This is a genomic window from Bacillus cereus group sp. RP37 (assembly GCF_040459695.1).
Lineage (GTDB): Bacteria > Bacillota > Bacilli > Bacillales > Bacillaceae_G > Bacillus_A.
The window spans coordinates 4,847,350-4,865,000 of sequence record NZ_JARVHP010000001.1; the positions used below are offsets into that span (position 1 = coordinate 4,847,350).

Genomic DNA, 17,651 nt, shown 5'->3' on the forward strand with positions numbered 1-17,651 from the left:
CTTTGCAACATATTGTATTGTGTTGGCTTTTTTCGTATGAATGGTTGGTTACTCTATCATATGCATATTGTAAAAATAATTGACAATAAATTCATGAAATTGCATCTTAATTTATTACATTTGGACAAGGTATGACAGTTTACACATATGAACGGATAATAAAACGCTGTCCCGCAAAATACAAGAGACAGCGTTTTGTTATCAAACTATCGGTTTAACAGACTACCTACATAACGTAATAATTCATTTGCTGAAGAAGAATTATAGCCATGCTCATCAATTAAGCGTGCAACAACATCATTGATTTTCTTAAGCTGATTTTCGTCTGGTGTTTTCGTTGATGTCGTAATTTTCACTATGTCTTTTAAATCAGCAAATAGTTTTTTCTGAATCGCTTCGCGAAGACGCTCATGTGAATTATAATCAAAGCGTTTTCCTTTACGCGCATAAGCAGAAATGCGAATTAAAATTTCTTCACGGAATGCTTTCTTCGCATTTTCTGAAATTCCAATTTGCTCCTCAATTGAGCGCATTAGCTTTTCATCTGGACTCATTTCTTCACCTGTTAATGGATCACGTAATTTCGATTTATTGCAATATGCTTCAACGTTATCTAAGTAATTATCCATAAGTGTCTTCGCTGATTCTTCATATGAATACACGAATGCTTTTTGTACTTCTTTCTTCGCAATTTCATCATATTCTTTTCTCGCTAATGAGATGAAATTCATATAACGCTCTCGATCTTCATTACTAATTGACGGATGCTGATCCAACCCGTCTTTTAGCGATCTAAGTACATCTAATGCGTTAATAGATGGTACCTCTTTTCGAATAATTGTAGAAGAAATTCGGTTAATAACATAACGAGGATCAATACCTTTCATACCTTCATCTTGATATTCACGTTGCAGCTCCTCTACATCAATCGCATTATAACCTTCTACCGTTTCTCCATCATATAAACGCATCTTTTTAATTAAATCAATATCCGGACGCTTCGGATCTTTTAAACGAGTTAAAATCGTAAACATTGCTGCCACTCGAAGCGTGTGCGGTGCAATATGCACATTGGACACATCACTTTCACGAATCATTTTTTCATAAATATGTTCTTCTTCACTCACTCGTAAATTGTAGGGAACTGGCATTACAATGATTCTTGAGTGCAATGCTTCATTTTTCTTGTTTGCTATGAAGGAACGATACTCAGTTTCATTCGTATGCGCTACAATTAATTCATCTGCTGAAATAAGCGCAAATCTGCCCGCTTTGAAATTCCCTTCTTGCGTAAGCGATAATAAGTGCCATAAAAACTTCTCGTCACACTTTAACATCTCTTGGAATTCCATCATCCCACGGTTTGCCTTATTCAATTCTCCATCAAAGCGATACGCTCGTGGATCTGATTCTGAACCATATTCTGCGATTGTTGAAAAATCCAGACTACCTGTTAAATCGGCGATATCTTGTGATTTAGGATCAGACGGGCTAAATGTACCAATCCCTGTACGGCGATCTTCCGAGAAGAAAATACGCTCTACAACTACATCCTCAATTCTTGAACCATATTCTTGCTCTAGACGCATTACGTTTAGTGGCGATAAATTCCCTTCAATTCTAACTCCATACTCATCAAAGAAATCATCCCGTAAATGATGCGGAATTAAATGAAGTGGATCTTCATGCATTGGGCAGCCTTTAATTGCAAAAATTGCTCCTCGATCTGTTCGTGAATATGTTTCTAATCCTCGTTTCAACATCGTAACTAATGTTGATTTCCCTCCACTAACAGGACCCATTAATAATAAAATACGTTTTCTAACATCTAATCGTTTTGCAGATGGATGAAAATATTCCTCTACAAGACGTTCTAAAGCCTCCTCTAATCCAAATAGCTGATTACTAAAGAAGTTATACTTTCTTCTACCATCTACTTCTTCGATTCCAGCATCTTTGATCATATTGTAAATGCGAGAGTGTGCTGTTTGAGCCACCCATGGTCTTTCCTTCACAAGCTCCAAATACTCCGCAAACGTACCTTCCCATTGTAAGCGTTCTTCTGCTTCTCGATGCTGTTCAATTTTTTTTAGAATATCCATTATAGCTCCTCCCCCATCTCCTTGTTCAATCGGATTATTATAAAAGGTATGCTAGGATGTCCTTAAACATTCTTTAAATCAAAATGAAATATACAGTAGTGCTATAAAATTCTCTCCAAAATTCAAAGAAAATTCTGTATAATATAGGTATTAAAGTTTTTACACCGCTATTCATTTTAAATAAATTCTTTTCTTCTGAGAACCTTACATACATTTCGATTCATATTTAAGATTCGTAAACTGAAAAAACAGGAGGGATATTAGTATGAAATTATTATTAATTTTAGGTGTATCACTCACATTTCTTACAGCTATTTTTACATCTGGTTACAACGATAAACCTGGTACACATAAAGTGAAACTTTAATGAGTGGGGGTTTTATTAGTTGAACCAGTCGGGCTTTTACGGGCAGTTAATCTCCCACCTAACCTCCTTGTCCTAGCCGAGTTTTGAGGTGGGAATTTAACTGCCCGTTAATGCGGTTAAAAAAGTGATGTGCTTCTTAGCACATCACTTTTTTTATCAATTATTTATAATACACATTTTCCACATCATATTTTGATAAAGGTCGGCTATAATAATAACCTTGTACAAACTTCACATTCTTTTCCTTCAAAAATTGTATTTGTTCCGCTTTTTCTACTCCTTCTGCAATTACATTCAATTCCAAAGTATGAGCTAAATGAATAATTGCAGCCGTAATATTCGTATCACGTTCATCTACATGTATACCTTCCATAAAAGAACGATCGATTTTCAAAGTATCAATTGGATACGTTTTTAAATAACTTAAAGATGAATATCCCGTCCCAAAATCATCTAAATGAATCTTTAAATTTTGTTCTTTTAATTGTAGCAATACTCTTTTCGATATGTCTTTATGTATAAGGGCTCCTTCGGTAACCTCTATCGCTAATAGATGGGCTGGTACATTGTACTTATGTAAAGCACGTGTAATCATTTCTATTAATGTAATAGAGCGAAAGTGCCTGGCTGAAATATTAACTGCAATCGGGACAACCTCATATCCTTTATTTAACCATTCACGTATTTGCTGACACACTTCATTTACTACCCATTCATCAAGCTTAATAATAAATCCTGTTCTTTCTGCTAGCGGAATAAATTGATTGGGAAAGACAAATCCTAATTCTTTATTCTCCCACCTTATTAAGGCTTCCATACTAGCTATTTTTTTCGTTTCAATATTCATTTGTGGCTGATAATATAAGAAGAATTCATTTTTTTCTATAGCACGATGTAATTGGTTTTCTATTATAAACCTTTGTTCACGCTCACAATCTAATCCATTGCAATAAAAATGATAATGTCCTTTTCCTTTTTCTTTTGCTTTTTCCAAAGCAGCATCAACTCTTTGGAATAATATTTTTTCATCTTCTCCATCTGTTGGAGCCATTACAATTCCGATTGACGCACTTAAATACACGTCCTCTTCTTCAATTACAAAATGTTCACTAATCTTTTTTTGTATGCTTTTTGCAACTAACTCTACACGTTCTTTCTTTATATTTTCTATTAACATAACAAATTGATCATCGTGTTCTCTAAATAAATGCATATCGTCTATTTGGAGACTGCTTAAACATTCTGTAACTTTTTGTAATACTTTATCTCCTTCTTTATGACCAAACGTATCATTAATAAGGTGAAATTCATCTAAATCTATAAAGATAAACGCAAAATCTATCTTCTCATTTAAAAAATCATTTAACTTATTTGTACATGAAATTCTATTCATTAATCCTGTTAACTGATCATAATAGGCTAAATATTCCGTTCTCATCTCATTTAATACTTGCCTTGTAACATCCCTCGTAACAATATAAACCCCAACAATTTCACCATTCACAATAATTGGAATAGTTCTCAAAGAAATATAGAGCTCGTACCCTTCTTTATGAACATATTTCTTTGAAACAATTTGCTTTGCACTTCCTTGCATGGCTTCTTTAAATAGAATATGAAAATCTTTTTCATATTCTTTATTAATAAATTCAAAAATAAATTTATTATTTAATTCTTCATATCGGTATCCAAATATTTCATACGTTGCTGGATTTGCATATGTAATTTTCCCTATAGAATCTATAGATATAATAGAGTCATTATTATATTCTAGTAATGACTTAAATAACATTTGTTTTTCCTCTATCTCAATCTTCTCCTCAATTTGAGGTGTGATATTCCTCGTAATACAAATAATAAACTGACATACTCCTTCTTCGTCAAATACAGGGTTAAGTGAAGATTCATAATGTATCTCACCTTTTGGTAAACTAACTACATCACAAAAGGTATTTGCTTTCGCTTCGCTCGCTACTTTTGCATATTGCACTTGCAATATTTCCGCCGTATCTTCCGGTAATACTTCTGCAAAAGTTTTTCCATAACATTCTTCGCTTAGCTTCGCATAATCCATACCTATCTTATTTACATAAATATATTTAAAGGTTTCTTCATCCATAACTTTCACAATAAATACTAAATCTTGAATAGCATGTAATAACCCTCTTCTTATTAAATCCATATCTATCATACTTAAAAAGGTATTTTGATTACTATATTGTTCCTTCATATTTATCTCAACCCGTCTAATCTATTTTTATTCATATATCCCATTCTATATGAATATGTACCCTTTTTTAAATGTATGATTACATATTATTTTTATCTTTAGAAAAAAAGTCGCCATATGGCGACTTTTAATAAACAATTTCTAAATCTAGTCCTGGATAATTTTGTTGACGGAACGCTTCATAAATTAAAATAGCTGCTGTATTAGATAAATTTAATGAGCGCACTTTATCAGTCATTGGAATACGTAAACAATGATCGAAGTTTTCTTCGATTACATTAGCTGGTAAGCCGTTTGTTTCTCTTCCGAATACAAAATAGTAATCCTTCTCACGTTTACTATAATCAAACGCTGTATGAGCTTTCTCGCCATACTTTGTTAAATAGAAGAATTCACCGTCTTTATTTTTCTCATAAAACTCTTCAATTGAATCATAATACGTAATTTTTACGTGCTGCCAATAATCTAATCCTGCACGCTTTAACATTTTATCATCCGTTGAAAATCCAAGCGGTCTAATCAAATGTAGTTCTGTTCCAGTTGCTGCACAAGTACGAGCAATATTCCCTGTATTTGCTGGAATTTCTGGTTGATATAAAACAACATGTACTCCCACGCGATATTCACCTCTGTTTTTTGTCTACTACGTATTATACCATTTGAGCGAAAAATCTCTACCCATTAATAATATGAAAGAATTTATATTTCATTTGTGGTGTATATTTACTAGAATCTTCATAGTTCCAATAACGCCGGCGGCTATTCGCTGAATGTGCATTTACAAGTGGCATACCATCTGCGTCTTTCGCTACTACAATTGTCGTATGATTCCACCTACCATCATCCTCAAAATCATAAGCGATAACATCACCAAGAATAAGGTCCTCTGGTCTTTCTACTGCTTCTGCTCGAAGCCCTGTTGTAGCACCTGACAAATACCAATAAAAAGAGTGTGCGACAGCCCAGCTCCAACTCCACTGATTCTCCCTTTGCCACCATCCTTTACGAATATTAGGATATCCATTCATTGGTACTTCTCCAGTATGAAGACATTGAGAAATAAAATTCGTACAATTATCAGGGAAATTACGATATATAGGGTTTCGATCATCCCACCAACGCTCCGCATATTTAACTGCCTCTAAACGGTTATACTGATAAGAACCATACTTCTCCTTTGTAACTTCCCTTTCTAATGTCTCACTCATTCCAACTGCTTCTGGCACTTCAATAGTATAATCACCTATTATCCGGCTATTATTTAAACAAACTCTTCTTTTTAATTGTTCCTCTTCGATATAAAATAATTCTTTATGCTTAATTAAATATTTAAAATGTATTTGATAATCAATTTCTTGATGATTGCTATTATTTAATTGCCTCATAAAAGAAACGTCCGCAGTTGCTTTCACTATATGTGCACTACGTTTTTGAAACAATTGTTTCTTTCTCTGTGCTATTTGTAATAAATCTTCAGCAATACCATCCACATTTGTTCGTTTCTCTGTTATATACGCTAAAAATTGTTGTACTTGCTTTTCAATATTTACTTTTACAACCATTTCGTCTCCCTCCCATATTACAATATGAAAAAGGGAGATATTATCTACTGTTTTTTCTGCGCTAACAATTCAAGTCCGCGATTCATTTCATGAAGAACCTCTTCGTCTTTCTCACGTTGCATCGCTTTTTCAATGGCTTCGCCCACGCCATCTCCACCAATTTTCCCAAGTGCCCATGCTGCCGTTCCGCGAAGTACCGGTCTTGGATCATCTTTCATAACACCTATTAAATCAGGAATTGCTGATGCTTCTTTAAAATGCGCAAGTGCCAAAATCGCATTTCGTTGCAACGGCTTTTTACCTCTCCATGAACCAGACATAATCCCATATTTCTCTTTAAAATCACGATTACTAATTGTTAAAAGTGGTGTTAATAACGGCTTAACTAACTCAGGATCTGGTTCCATCTCAGGGTGATTATGAAAATCCATTCCTTTATTTTTCGGACAAACAGTCTGACATGTATCACATCCATAAATACGATTTCCTATTTTGTCGCGATATTCTTCCGGTAGGAACCCTTTCGTCTGTGTTAAAAATGCTATACATTTCTTCGAATCTAACTGTCCTCCTTGTATTAAAGCACCTGTAGGACAAATATCAATACATTTTGTACAGCTTCCACATTGATCTTCTATCGGTTGGTCTGGTGGGAATGGAACGTTTGTAATCATTTCTCCTAAATATACATACGAACCAAATTCAGGTGTAATAATAGCGCAATTCTTACCGCTCCATCCAATACCGGCACGCTCCGAAACAGCTCGATCACTTAATTCACCCGTATCAACCATTGACTTAACTTCTATATCGGGAAGTTTCTCGATTAAATATGCTTCTAATTTTTGCAAACGATCTCGTAAAACAAGATGATAATCTTGTCCCCAAGAGGCACGACAAAAAATCCCGCGGCGTTCTCCACGCTTACTTAATGGTGCATTTTTTAATTTTGAAGGATACGCTAATGCAATCGCAATAATTGATTTCGCACCAGGTAATAGAAGCTGTGGGTTCGTTCTCTTTTCTATATCAGGCTCTTCAAATCCAGATTGATAATTTAATTGTTGCTGCTGGATTAAACGCTGCTTTAATTCTTCAAATGGTGAAGCACTAGCAAAGCCTATTTTATCTATACCAATTGTTTTACTATACGCAATGACATCTTGCTTTAATTGTTCAAAATTCATTCCTAATCGCCTCCTCAGATGAATCCATCCCTTATGTAACGACTATATTGGTTAGCAATTCACTTTTGGAATACTATTCTTTACTTCTATTTTCGCATACAATCATGCTTTTCAAACATTAAAAAACGCAATGCCTCGTTTATCTCGGAAACGAAACACTGCGTTGATCACAATTTATAGAAAAACTTTTAATAAAATTTGGAGCGGGTGAAGAGAATCGAACTCTCGACCAGAGCTTGGAAGGCTCTTGTTTTACCACTAAACTACACCCGCAAATATGAAATACATAAAAGATATTAGAATAACTTATGTAAAGTAGTATAGCATGTAAAAAAATCGGAAGCAAGAATTTTATCGAAAAAAGTCGAAAAAGTGATGAGTATCTCATCACTTTTTCAATTCTTTATCAATTGCCTTCTTCATACTATCGAAATCAGGGTTTGCAAGATTTCCATTTACATATACTGAAGGAGCACCTTGAACTTTTAATTTTTGAGCACGATCTGAATCTTTACGTACTTTTTCTTTCATTTCTTTACTGTGTAAATCCTTCTTAAATTGTTCTACATTAACTTTCGGAAGCTTTTCTTTCACAATGTTAAGAAGTAATTCTTCTGTAATCCATTCTTCTGTGTCTTTCTTTTGACTTTGATAAATCTCATCATAGAAAATCCAGAATGAATCTTTATCTTGTTTATAAATTGCTTCACCAGCTGCTGCACCTAAATCAGAGTCTTTTCCGATAAATGGGAAGTTAATAAAATATAACTGCACTTTACCTTTATCGATATACTCTTCTTTTAAGCGTGGTAATACTGTTACATCCCAAGTACGACAAGCAGGACATTTGAAGTCTCCAAATTCAACTACCTTAACTGGAGCATCATCTTTCCCTAAAGATTGTTGTGTGGAATAAGCAAACATCTCATTCCCTTTATCTTTTTTGTCATTTATGATGCTATACGCAATCGTTCCGATTACAATCAATACTGCAATGGAAAAAACTATACCAAGAGCCATGAGTTTGTTCGATGATTTCATATACATTCCTCTTTAAATTCATATTCTGTATACAGCATTGTACACAATACACATAATATCAATACTTACATATACCACGCAATGAACACGCTCACATAAATTACAAAAATACAACAATTGTGACGATATTGTGTCACAATTTGTCACAATTTATTCAAAAAAAAGAAGCTCCTATGTAGGAACTTCCCTTAGCTTACTGCTTTTTCACGCGCATTATTTAACATCGATTGCTCTGTTTTTATATCATGACGAATTACTAATTTCTCACTAACAGCTTGCACATACTCATCATGATTGATATAGCCTTCTTTCTCCATTAATCTCAAAACTACATTCCGTCTCTCAACTGCTTTATCGTAATTTTGTGCTGGTGAGTAATAAGCGGGTGCCTTTACTACAGCAGCCATCATTGCACTTTCAGCCAACGTTAATTGGCTCACCTTTTTACCGAAGTAAAGGTTTGCTGCCTTTTCAATTCCCCATGCTCCTTCTCCGTAATAAATATTACTTACATATAATTTTAAAATTTCATCCTTCGTAAATGTGCGTTCAATTTTTTTCGTGTAAAAAATTTCTTTCCACTTACGAGAAAATGTACGCTCATTCGTTAAAAAAGCATTTTTGGATAATTGCTGTGTAATTGTGCTTCCTCCCTGCACAACACCACCAGCTTTTATATTCTCAACAGACGCCCGGATAATCGCTATATAATCTAAACCGTTATGATGATAAAACCTTTTATCTTCTGTTGCAATGAATGCATGTGTTAATGATTCTGGCACCTCTAACTTAGCCGGTACATGTAATTTACTAATATCACTTTGCTCGATCATTACATTTCCAATGAATAATAACGTAAAACTTAACAATAATAATAAAATAATGGCTTTATAAAAAAATTTAGTCATTGGATTTAATGCAACTTTTTGATGATAGTTCACCCTAGATAATACTCGTTCTTTCATCTTAAACACCTCTTTTCCACACAGCGTATAACTCTTACTTTAAGAATACCTTGTTGTAAAAAAATATCCCATCGATTTCTCTTACACGTACCTTACATCATTGTAAGGTATAAAGTGAAACTTTAATCAGCCCGCACCAATCTGGCTGCCCGGCAAATAGCGGGATAAAAAAGTATTGTATCACAGTCCTTTTTTATCTACTATTCATCTGAAATATTGAATATAGATTATGCTAAACTAATAACAGATTAAACCTTAAGGCTATTATACTTTCTCTATTAAAGCACCCTATTTTCATTATATCATCTACAAATATATATACTTTTAAGTATATATTAATCTAAATGTACATAACATAACATACCATACATTATACAGAACAAACGTTCTTGAAATCAATACTAGCACCATTATTATTTTGACCTTTTTCTTAAACAGTATACAAAAAAGAGTAGTGATTTGATTGTACCTCAAATCGGCTACTCCTTTCTTTACAATCTTCCTATTAAATTATACGGCTGCACTTCCCACGTTTCATACGGAATAAAATGTGTTGCTCTCATCGCATCAAGCGTTCTAGATTTCATATGAGGACGCGTTATATACTCATCTATGTTCTCTTCATTTAAAGCAACAAATTTAGCCTCTTGTATTTCTTCAGGCTGAATTTGTATTTCACCGCTCACGTATGCCACTTTAAAAACAACAGCTAGAATGTGCATGGAAGCATTATAATAAACTCCTGTAATACCGATAGGCTTCACCGTTAATCCTGTTTCCTCTTTTATTTCCCTACAAACAGCTTGATCCAGCGCTTCTCCTTCTTCTACCTGTCCTCCTGGAAACTCCCACGTATCCGATCGCCAATGTACTTTAGCTAATAACACTTCGTCTTTTTCATTTGTTAAATAACCTGCTACAGCAACGATATGCTTTGGTGTTTTATGTTCCATATTACGCCTCCTAGCAGTAATGAATGTTTCATATATCCCTATAAGCATATTCCCTGTCTACAACAAAATACCTTTACTAATTCAGCACCTTAATTACCTTTATAAAAAAGCCCCTATTCGATAAACGAACAGGGGCTTCTATCATATTATTCTCCTAAGTCTACGTTGTGGTAAACTTGTTGCACATCTTCTAAATCTTCTAATGCATCAACCATTTTCTCAAATTGTACTTGAGCATCTTCAGGAAGTGTTACATCACTTTGTGCAAGCATTGTTAATTCAGCAACTGTAAATTCTTCAACACCCGCATCTTTAAGTGCAGATTGTACTGAATGGAATTGATCTGGTTCAGCATATACGATAACAGCATCTTCTTCTTCTAGAATGTCACGTGCATCTACATCTGCTTCCATTAAAATTTCAAGTACTTCATCTGATGTTTTCCCTTCAAGGCCGATAACAGCTGTCGCATCAAACATGTAAGCTACAGAGCCGTTTACACCCATGTTACCACTGTTTTTGCTAAATGCAGCTCGTACATCTGCTGCAGTACGGTTTACGTTATTTGTAAGTGTATCTACAATAACCATAGCTCCATTTGGCCCAAATCCTTCATAACGAAGCTCATCATAATTTTCCTCTGAACCGCCTTTTGCTTTTTCCACTGCACGATCAATAATTGTTCTTGGTACATTATATGTTTTCGCACGCTCTAATACGACTCTTAACGCCTGGTTTGATTCTGGATCTGGCTCGCCTTGTTTTGCTGCCACATAAATTTCACGTCCAAATTTCGCGTATATACGGCTTGTATTTGCATCTTTTGATGCTTTTTTATCTTTAATATTATTCCATTTACGACCCATACTTTCCACTCTCTTTCCCGTTTTAAATCTACATAAAAATATTAATATGAAATATAATGTGTATTCAACACATTTTTAAAAGAAATATAAAAAGTTCATTTTTGATTCATATTACAGACATAATATAAATTACTATCATTTTGTTCTTTCGACAAGTTATATTATACATGAATTCCTACATTTATCACGAATTTTAGAATTACATAACATAATTTAACAAAAGAGACTCTAACATTTCTGTTAGAGTCTTTTTACATCGCCGATACCGATACTGACACTCCCGAAGGAACACGATTTTGAGTCTTTTAGGTGACATTTATATAGAGTGTTACCCTTAAAATCCTTTATTTTAAAGCATTTCAAAAATTTTGAGCTTCTTTCAACATGATAAATTAAAATGGGACGGAGCCAAAATGGAATCACAATAAAATAACTGACACCTTTTACTTTCATTTTTCTCCCTTAATTAAGTTTATCCTATTTCATTTATTACTGTGATGATTTATTTTATTATCTCTCGCTAAACAATAAGGAAAAGTAAAAAATTACCACAACATTCCCCTAATTACTTTCTATCGCTATATAATTAAAATAGGAAATTTTTTGAAATCTAAAAATTTAAAAGAAGGATGGGGGAGAGTTATTATGACACATTCAAATGAGAAAAAAGCATATGGTCTTAAAGGGATAGGAGAAAAACTAAACCCAACTATCTATCAAGTGAGATTCATGAAATTAGATGAACCAATTCAATTTGAGTCGTTTCCTGAATTAAAGGAATTAGGGGACTGGTTGAGTACTTCAACGCAAATGTGATCGTGCCACTCAACTATGTACAAGTACAACAGAGAAGAATTTGAAAAGAAGTTTTTAGAAATTACGAAATTAACAGCTGATCATGTGCTAATATCTACTGGTGGTGTCGGATTTAACTTCATGTCACCAGGATGGGGAGATTCTCTCTAGAGTGCTGGAAACGATTCTTGTATATACAAGAATCTACTGACATTTTATATAGTAATGGAATTATATAAAGGGATAAAAATGAATGTTCGTTTTTATCCCTTTATTGTTTCGCAGTTTGCTCTAATTCCTTAATAGCTTTTAATTGTTGTTTATATAACAGAGCTGTTCCTTCTTCCAAAGTTTTACTCGTTAAAAAGAAATACTCTTCGATCTTTAGTCGTATTAGATAAATAAACTGTTCTTTCAAATGGATTTTTTGTTCTTCTTAATCCCCCTATTACAGAAGGGTTATTTTTAACGCTTCCTCAAGCATTGTATCGAAATCATTATATATTTTCATCACTGTGCCAGATGGTTTATCAAGTTCTAGATAAGTACCGTCTGATAAGTTTTTGCAAAACCACGCAATATTTGAATCCCCAAAGAAAAGATACTCTTTTTGAAATTCATTTTCATACCAAATCTCATTCGTATCTATAAAGCCGCAAATATGTTCATCTTTTTCTGTTTCTAGTAAAGGAGAATCGACTCCGTAAAGGACCAATCCATCAAAGTCTAAACCATTTACAGTTTTAAGAAACTCTTCGTATTCACTCGGTAAGTCAACATTAAATTTCTCTTTTACGTGTTTTCTTAATCTATGAACTTCAGTATCTGTTGCTGGTGTGTTCAAATTAAAGTTAACACTTTTCAGTATATCTCCAATTTCTAAAATCAGATTTTTCCACATAAAAAAAACTTCTTTCTAAGAGTATTTATTCTCCTTTAGGATAACTATTATATTTGGGTATAGATCAAGTTATATCTGCACTATCTCCATCTTGTAAGTGTCTAGTTAATGTAAACCATTGTTTGAACTTCTATCAGTTATTTTAGGACTTTCTTTTACATGTTTGCTTCTGAATCCCATATCTCTATAAATTCAAAACCTTTTAAATCACTTTCTAAAATTGCATTTCTTAATTCGTCAGACACTAAAACAGTAGAGAAGTGTAATCTTTGATTTAAATAGGTTTTAAATATTATCTGCCCTTCAACTATATTAGGCAAAAATGCGTATTTTTCGAAACCTATTATTAATCCTGTACTTAGTTTTTCAAAAACTGCTTTATTGTAGTCAATTGCATCAATTGTATTTAAAACGTTTATTAGGTAATAAAATTCACCTGTAACATTATGAGTTAGCGGAAGAAACTCAACATTATTGCAAATTAAAGGCTCTAATACCTCTTTTGCTTTTCTACTAACCATTGGCGTGCCAAGTTCCCCCCAGAACATAGGACAATCACTATGGTTATCTCCTTCTACACATTCAACAAGAATTTCTCCCCATGAATCAGATAACTTTATTGCCAAATCAATTTTTTCATCAAAATATTTTTTACGGTCTTCTTTCAAATTTAATAGTTGAAAAGATTTATAGTTATCAAATAAGCTTTTTAATTGCCAAATTTTCATACCTTTTACTCCTTTATAATTTAATTAGTAAAACAATTAAGATTATTCAGGTTGATTTAATTTTAAACTACCGTCCAATAATCTTTCTCTTATATTCTGCAAAGCTGCAACTGCTCGATTACCCCCAAAGCGTTTAACTTCGCCTAATACTCTGTATACTTCTCTTATATACTCTGGACCATGATCACCTATATGTAATGCTTCAGTAGTCACATATTCATTCACTTTATACGGTAAAAATACCCCATTAGCAGCAGAAGCATGATGTATCTCAATCTCTTTTAATAATTCCTGTACTTCCACTGTCCTGCTATCATTTCAAGCTACAATGTGATGTGCTGCATTAGAATATGGGATTGCTTCAATTCCTGCAGCCTTAAGTTCTTCACGTAATACTTTAGATGCTATATACGAATCGGGATACTCATTTTTTTACATTTACTCTATCAAGAACTTTATCCACATAATCTTTTATTACTTCTTGTACACCCTTAATTCTACTTCTTCCACCAGTTTCGGAAAACATAAATGTATCACGAGCTTCTTGTAAAGCTTCAAAAGCCTTTATATGATTGTTACCAAAGCCACTAGTACCTGCAAATGCAAATCGTTCTTTCAATGGTAATTGATTTGAAACGGACGAGATACCTTCTGATAATTTTGTTAGATTCGCACCTTTTTCGATATTATCATCTGATAAATTTCCATCAACTAAATTACCATTATAACGTTCATCAGCATTACGTTAACCTATAAGAATTAACGTAATAGGCGATACATTAACATTAATTTGAACACACAAAAAAAGCGTCCCCACAAAGTAGGAACGCTTGATATTACTGTATACTCACGATTAATTGAAGATAAAAACAAATAAAAAAAGACGATCACTCGTCTTTTAACCGATACCGATGGTCGGGGTCGAACCGACACTCCCGAAGGAACACGATTTTGAGTCGTGCGCGTCTGCCAATTCCGCCACATCGGCACAAAAGAAAAGGCGGCAACCGGATTTGAACCGGTGATAAAGGTTTTGCAGACCTCTGCCTTACCACTTGGCTATGCCGCCATATTAAATTTCATTGGAGCGGAAGACGGGATTCGAACCCGCGACCCCAACCTTGGCAAGGTTGTATTCTACCACTGAACTACTTCCGCAAAAATGGCTGGGCTAGCTGGATTCGAACCAGCGCATGACGGAGTCAAAGTCCGTTGCCTTACCGCTTGGCTATAGCCCATCGATTTCTTACTTAATTATATGTAAGTATCCATTAGATTATTTGTAATTTTAAAAATAAAAATGGGGCGACTGATGGGAATCGAACCCACGAATGCCGGAGCCACAATCCGGTGCGTTAACCACTTCGCCACAACCGCCATGTTGTGTAAATATATTTGGCAGGGGCAGTAGGAATCGAACCCACACTGGAGGTTTTGGAGACCTCAGTTCTACCTTTAAACTATGCCCCTATGTAAATGGTGGAGGGGGGCAGATTCGAACTGCCGAACCCGAAGGAGCGGATTTACAGTCCGCCGCGTTTAGCCACTTCGCTACCCCTCCGAAACTTACATGGTGCCGGCTAGAGGACTTGAACCCCCAACCTACTGATTACAAGTCAGTTGCTCTACCAATTGAGCTAAGCCGGCGTATTTTATTAAAATAAATGGTGGCTCGGGACGGAATCGAACCGCCGACACGAGGATTTTCAGTCCTCTGCTCTACCGACTGAGCTACCGAGCCTTATTAAAATGGCGGTCCCGACCGGGGTCGAACCGGCGATCTCCTGCGTGACAGGCAGGCATGTTAACCACTACACCACGGGACCATTTGGTTGCGGGGACAGGATTTGAACCTGCGACCTTCGGGTTATGAGCCCGACGAGCTACCGTGCTGCTCCACCCCGCGACAATATTATTCATATAATTTATATGGTGGAGGATGACGGGATCGAACCGCCGACCCCCTGCTTGTAAGGCAGGTGCTCTCCCAGCTGAGCTAATCCTCCAAAAGTGGTGACCCGTACGGGATTCGAACCCGTGTTACCGCCGTGAAAGGGCGGTGTCTTAACCACTTGACCAACGGGCCAAATATTATAAATCCTATGGCGGAGAGCAAGGGATTCGAACCCTTGATACGCTTGTGACGTATACACGATTTCCAATCGTGCTCCTTCGGCCAACTCGGACAGCTCTCCAATGGCTCCGCAGGTAGGAATCGAACCTACGACCGATCGGTTAACAGCCGATAGCTCTACCGCTGAGCTACTGCGGAATAATATTGCCTGGCAACGTCCTACTCTCACAGGGACAAGGTCCCAACTACCATCGGCGCTAGAGAGCTTAACTTCCGTGTTCGGTATGGGAACGGGTGTGACCTCTCTGCCATCATTACCAGACATTATTCTTTTGAGACAATCATTATTATAACTTATTCACTTTAAAAGTCAATAAGTTTTTTATGTTCTCTCAAAACTAGATAACATTTGCTTCATATTATATGGTTAAGTCCTCGATCTATTAGTATTCGTCAGCTCCACATGTCACCATGCTTCCACCTCGAACCTATCAACCTGATCATCTTTCAGGGATCTTACTAGCTTACGCTATGGGAAATCTCATCTTGAGGGGGGCTTCATGCTTAGATGCTTTCAGCACTTATCCCTTCCGCACATAGCTACCCAGCTATGCCCTTGGCAGAACAACTGGTACACCAGCGGTGCGTCCATCCCGGTCCTCTCGTACTAAGGACAGCTCCTCTCAAATTTCCTACGCCCACGACGGATAGGGACCGAACTGTCTCACGACGTTCTGAACCCAGCTCGCGTACCGCTTTAATGGGCGAACAGCCCAACCCTTGGGACCGACTACAGCCCCAGGATGCGATGAGCCGACATCGAGGTGCCAAACCTCCCCGTCGATGTGGACTCTTGGGGGAGATAAGCCTGTTATCCCCGGGGTAGCTTTTATCCGTTGAGCGATGGCCCTTCCATGCGGAACCACCGGATCACTAAGCCCGACTTTCGTCCCTGCTCGACTTGTAGGTCTCGCAGTCAAGCTCCCTTATGCCTTTGCACTCTACGAATGATTTCCAACCATTCTGAGGGAACCTTTGGGCGCCTCCGTTACACTTTAGGAGGCGACCGCCCCAGTCAAACTGCCCACCTGACACTGTCTCCCGGGTCGATAAGACCCGTAGGTTAGAATTTCAATACAGTCAGGGCGGTATCCCACCAGCGCCTCCACCGAAGCTAGCGCTCCGGTTTCAATGGCTCCCGCCTATCCTGTACAAACTGTACCAAAATTCAATATCAGGCTACAGTAAAGCTCCACGGGGTCTTTCCGTCCTGTCGCGGGTAACCTGCATCTTCACAGGTACTATAATTTCACCGAGTCTCTGGTTGAGACAGTGCCCAAATCGTTACACCTTTCGTGCGGGTCGGAACTTACCCGACAAGGAATTTCGCTACCTTAGGACCGTTATAGTTACGGCCGCCGTTTACTGGGGCTTCAGTTCAGAGCTTCGCTTACGCTAACCCCTCTCCTTAACCTTCCAGCACCGGGCAGGTGTCAGCCCCTATACTTCGCCTTACGGCTTCGCAGAGACCTGTGTTTTTGCTAAACAGTCGCTTGGGCCTATTCACTGCGGCTTTCCGTTAAGAAAGCACCCCTTCTCCCGAAGTTACGGGGTCATTTTGCCGAGTTCCTTAACCAGAGTTCTCTCGCACACCTTAGGATTCTCTCCTCGCCTACCTGTGTCGGTTTGCGGTACAGGCACCTTTTATCTCGCTAGAAGCTTTTCTTGGCAGCGGGGAATCAAAGACTTCGCTCCATAAGGAGCTTCCCCATCACAGCTCAGCCTTCACGATAAGCGGATTTGCCTACTTATCAGCCTAACTGCTTGGACGTGCACAACCAATCGCACGCTTCTTCTATCCTTCTGCGTCCCTCCATTGC

General features: G+C 36.6%; 12 protein-coding genes, 16 tRNA genes, 2 rRNA genes and 2 pseudogenes (1 of these 32 running past the window's edge). 1 reads left to right on the plus strand and 31 read right to left on the minus strand.

Features of this window, described 5'->3' with window-relative positions; translation table 11 throughout:
* Nucleotides 1–206: 206 nt before the first annotated feature.
* The 10 genes from QCI44_RS25505 to QCI44_RS25550 form a co-directional block, all read right to left on the minus strand.
* The gene (locus QCI44_RS25505) at nucleotides 207–2,102 is read right to left on the minus strand and encodes a PrkA family serine protein kinase (protein WP_016089394.1); all 1,896 of its coding nucleotides are present in this window, start codon (nucleotides 2,100–2,102) and stop codon (nucleotides 207–209) included.
* A gap of 527 nt (nucleotides 2,103–2,629) precedes the next feature.
* Nucleotides 2,630–4,699, minus strand: a complete 2,070-nt coding sequence (locus QCI44_RS25510) for a sensor domain-containing protein (RefSeq protein WP_088083197.1) — start codon at nucleotides 4,697–4,699, stop codon at nucleotides 2,630–2,632.
* Between the two features lie 127 nt (nucleotides 4,700–4,826).
* Entirely contained in the window at nucleotides 4,827–5,315 is a 489-nt protein-coding gene (trmL, locus tag QCI44_RS25515) for a tRNA (uridine(34)/cytosine(34)/5-carboxymethylaminomethyluridine(34)-2'-O)-methyltransferase TrmL (protein ID WP_000538147.1), read from the minus strand.
* 58 nt (nucleotides 5,316–5,373) lie between these two features.
* Entirely contained in the window at nucleotides 5,374–6,261 is an 888-nt protein-coding gene (locus QCI44_RS25520) for an amidase domain-containing protein (RefSeq protein WP_016089397.1), read from the minus strand.
* Between the two features lie 44 nt (nucleotides 6,262–6,305).
* Nucleotides 6,306–7,448 (minus strand): tRNA epoxyqueuosine(34) reductase QueG, encoded by a 1,143-nt coding sequence (gene queG, locus QCI44_RS25525; protein ID WP_016089398.1) that lies wholly within the window; start codon nucleotides 7,446–7,448, stop codon nucleotides 6,306–6,308.
* A gap of 199 nt (nucleotides 7,449–7,647) precedes the next feature.
* Nucleotides 7,648–7,721, minus strand: a tRNA-Gly gene (locus tag QCI44_RS25530).
* Between the two features lie 114 nt (nucleotides 7,722–7,835).
* Entirely contained in the window at nucleotides 7,836–8,489 is a 654-nt protein-coding gene (locus tag QCI44_RS25535) for a DsbA family protein (protein WP_016089399.1), read from the minus strand.
* A gap of 188 nt (nucleotides 8,490–8,677) precedes the next feature.
* Nucleotides 8,678–9,454, minus strand: coding sequence for a transglycosylase domain-containing protein (locus tag QCI44_RS25540; RefSeq protein WP_016089400.1), 777 nt, complete (start codon nucleotides 9,452–9,454; stop codon nucleotides 8,678–8,680).
* A gap of 491 nt (nucleotides 9,455–9,945) precedes the next feature.
* On the minus strand, nucleotides 9,946–10,407 hold the full coding sequence (locus tag QCI44_RS25545) for an NUDIX hydrolase (protein ID WP_016089401.1): 462 nt from the start codon (nucleotides 10,405–10,407) through the stop codon (nucleotides 9,946–9,948).
* A 146-nt stretch (nucleotides 10,408–10,553) separates the two neighbouring features.
* Nucleotides 10,554–11,273 (minus strand): YebC/PmpR family DNA-binding transcriptional regulator, encoded by a 720-nt coding sequence (locus QCI44_RS25550; RefSeq protein WP_016089402.1) that lies wholly within the window; start codon nucleotides 11,271–11,273, stop codon nucleotides 10,554–10,556.
* 645 nt (nucleotides 11,274–11,918) lie between these two features.
* On the opposite strand from QCI44_RS25550, the pseudogene QCI44_RS25555 reads away from it, so the two are divergent.
* Nucleotides 11,919–12,239: pseudogene (locus QCI44_RS25555) on the plus strand (DUF3884 family protein).
* A gap of 100 nt (nucleotides 12,240–12,339) precedes the next feature.
* Here the strand turns inward: QCI44_RS25555 and QCI44_RS25560 are convergent.
* From QCI44_RS25560 to QCI44_RS25660, 21 genes and pseudogenes are all read right to left on the minus strand, one after another.
* Nucleotides 12,340–12,486 (minus strand): hypothetical protein, encoded by a 147-nt coding sequence (locus QCI44_RS25560; protein ID WP_179197184.1) that lies wholly within the window; start codon nucleotides 12,484–12,486, stop codon nucleotides 12,340–12,342.
* A 30-nt stretch (nucleotides 12,487–12,516) separates the two neighbouring features.
* Nucleotides 12,517–12,969: a YrhA family protein gene (locus tag QCI44_RS25565; RefSeq protein WP_016089404.1), complete on the minus strand. Its 453-nt coding sequence runs from the start codon at nucleotides 12,967–12,969 to the stop codon at nucleotides 12,517–12,519.
* A 155-nt stretch (nucleotides 12,970–13,124) separates the two neighbouring features.
* Complete coding sequence (locus QCI44_RS25570; protein WP_088083196.1) at nucleotides 13,125–13,697, minus strand: imm11 family protein; 573 nt, start codon at nucleotides 13,695–13,697, stop codon at nucleotides 13,125–13,127.
* A 42-nt stretch (nucleotides 13,698–13,739) separates the two neighbouring features.
* Nucleotides 13,740–14,376 (minus strand): annotated as a pseudogene (locus QCI44_RS25575) (AHH domain-containing protein); the annotation flags it as partial.
* A gap of 227 nt (nucleotides 14,377–14,603) precedes the next feature.
* Nucleotides 14,604–14,685 (minus strand) — tRNA-Leu (locus tag QCI44_RS25580).
* A 10-nt stretch (nucleotides 14,686–14,695) separates the two neighbouring features.
* Nucleotides 14,696–14,766: transfer RNA gene (locus QCI44_RS25585), tRNA-Cys, on the minus strand.
* Between the two features lie 14 nt (nucleotides 14,767–14,780).
* Nucleotides 14,781–14,855 (minus strand) — tRNA-Gly (locus QCI44_RS25590).
* A gap of 5 nt (nucleotides 14,856–14,860) precedes the next feature.
* A tRNA-Gln gene (locus QCI44_RS25595) sits at nucleotides 14,861–14,935 on the minus strand.
* Nucleotides 14,936–14,998: 63 nt separating this feature from the next.
* A tRNA-His gene (locus QCI44_RS25600) sits at nucleotides 14,999–15,074 on the minus strand.
* 19 nt (nucleotides 15,075–15,093) lie between these two features.
* Nucleotides 15,094–15,167 (minus strand) — tRNA-Trp (locus QCI44_RS25605).
* Nucleotides 15,168–15,174: 7 nt separating this feature from the next.
* Nucleotides 15,175–15,258 (minus strand) — tRNA-Tyr (locus tag QCI44_RS25610).
* Between the two features lie 10 nt (nucleotides 15,259–15,268).
* Nucleotides 15,269–15,344: transfer RNA gene (locus QCI44_RS25615), tRNA-Thr, on the minus strand.
* Nucleotides 15,345–15,362: 18 nt separating this feature from the next.
* Nucleotides 15,363–15,438, minus strand: a tRNA-Phe gene (locus QCI44_RS25620).
* Between the two features lie 9 nt (nucleotides 15,439–15,447).
* A tRNA-Asp gene (locus QCI44_RS25625) sits at nucleotides 15,448–15,523 on the minus strand.
* 3 nt (nucleotides 15,524–15,526) lie between these two features.
* Nucleotides 15,527–15,603, minus strand: a tRNA-Met gene (locus QCI44_RS25630).
* Nucleotides 15,604–15,627: 24 nt separating this feature from the next.
* Nucleotides 15,628–15,703, minus strand: a tRNA-Val gene (locus tag QCI44_RS25635).
* Nucleotides 15,704–15,708: 5 nt separating this feature from the next.
* Nucleotides 15,709–15,783: transfer RNA gene (locus QCI44_RS25640), tRNA-Glu, on the minus strand.
* A gap of 17 nt (nucleotides 15,784–15,800) precedes the next feature.
* Nucleotides 15,801–15,892 (minus strand) — tRNA-Ser (locus QCI44_RS25645).
* Between the two features lie 2 nt (nucleotides 15,893–15,894).
* Nucleotides 15,895–15,969: transfer RNA gene (locus QCI44_RS25650), tRNA-Asn, on the minus strand.
* Nucleotides 15,970–15,977: 8 nt separating this feature from the next.
* Nucleotides 15,978–16,093 (minus strand): 5S ribosomal RNA (gene rrf / locus QCI44_RS25655).
* Nucleotides 16,094–16,194: 101 nt separating this feature from the next.
* Nucleotides 16,195–17,651, minus strand: a 23S ribosomal RNA gene (locus tag QCI44_RS25660) (it continues 1,465 nt past the right edge of the window).

Bases quoted from the DNA above. Each gene is read 5' to 3' on its own strand.
- QCI44_RS25520 (WP_016089397.1), bottom strand. From the start codon at position 6,261: ATGGTTGTAAAAGTAAATATTGAAAAGCAAGTACAACAATTTTTAGCG.
- QCI44_RS25505 (WP_016089394.1), bottom strand. From the start codon at position 2,102: ATGGATATTCTAAAAAAAATTGAACAGCATCGAGAAGCAGAAGAACGC.
- QCI44_RS25550 (WP_016089402.1), bottom strand. From the start codon at position 11,273: ATGGGTCGTAAATGGAATAATATTAAAGATAAAAAAGCATCAAAAGAT.
- QCI44_RS25545 (WP_016089401.1), bottom strand. From the start codon at position 10,407: ATGGAACATAAAACACCAAAGCATATCGTTGCTGTAGCAGGTTATTTA.
- QCI44_RS25540 (WP_016089400.1), bottom strand. From the start codon at position 9,454: ATGAAAGAACGAGTATTATCTAGGGTGAACTATCATCAAAAAGTTGCA.
- QCI44_RS25565 (WP_016089404.1), bottom strand. From the start codon at position 12,969: ATGTGGAAAAATCTGATTTTAGAAATTGGAGATATACTGAAAAGTGTT.
- QCI44_RS25570 (WP_088083196.1), bottom strand. From the start codon at position 13,697: ATGAAAATTTGGCAATTAAAAAGCTTATTTGATAACTATAAATCTTTT.
- queG (WP_016089398.1), bottom strand. From the start codon at position 7,448: ATGAATTTTGAACAATTAAAGCAAGATGTCATTGCGTATAGTAAAACA.
- QCI44_RS25510 (WP_088083197.1), bottom strand. From the start codon at position 4,699: ATGAAGGAACAATATAGTAATCAAAATACCTTTTTAAGTATGATAGAT.
- QCI44_RS25535 (WP_016089399.1), bottom strand. From the start codon at position 8,489: ATGAAATCATCGAACAAACTCATGGCTCTTGGTATAGTTTTTTCCATT.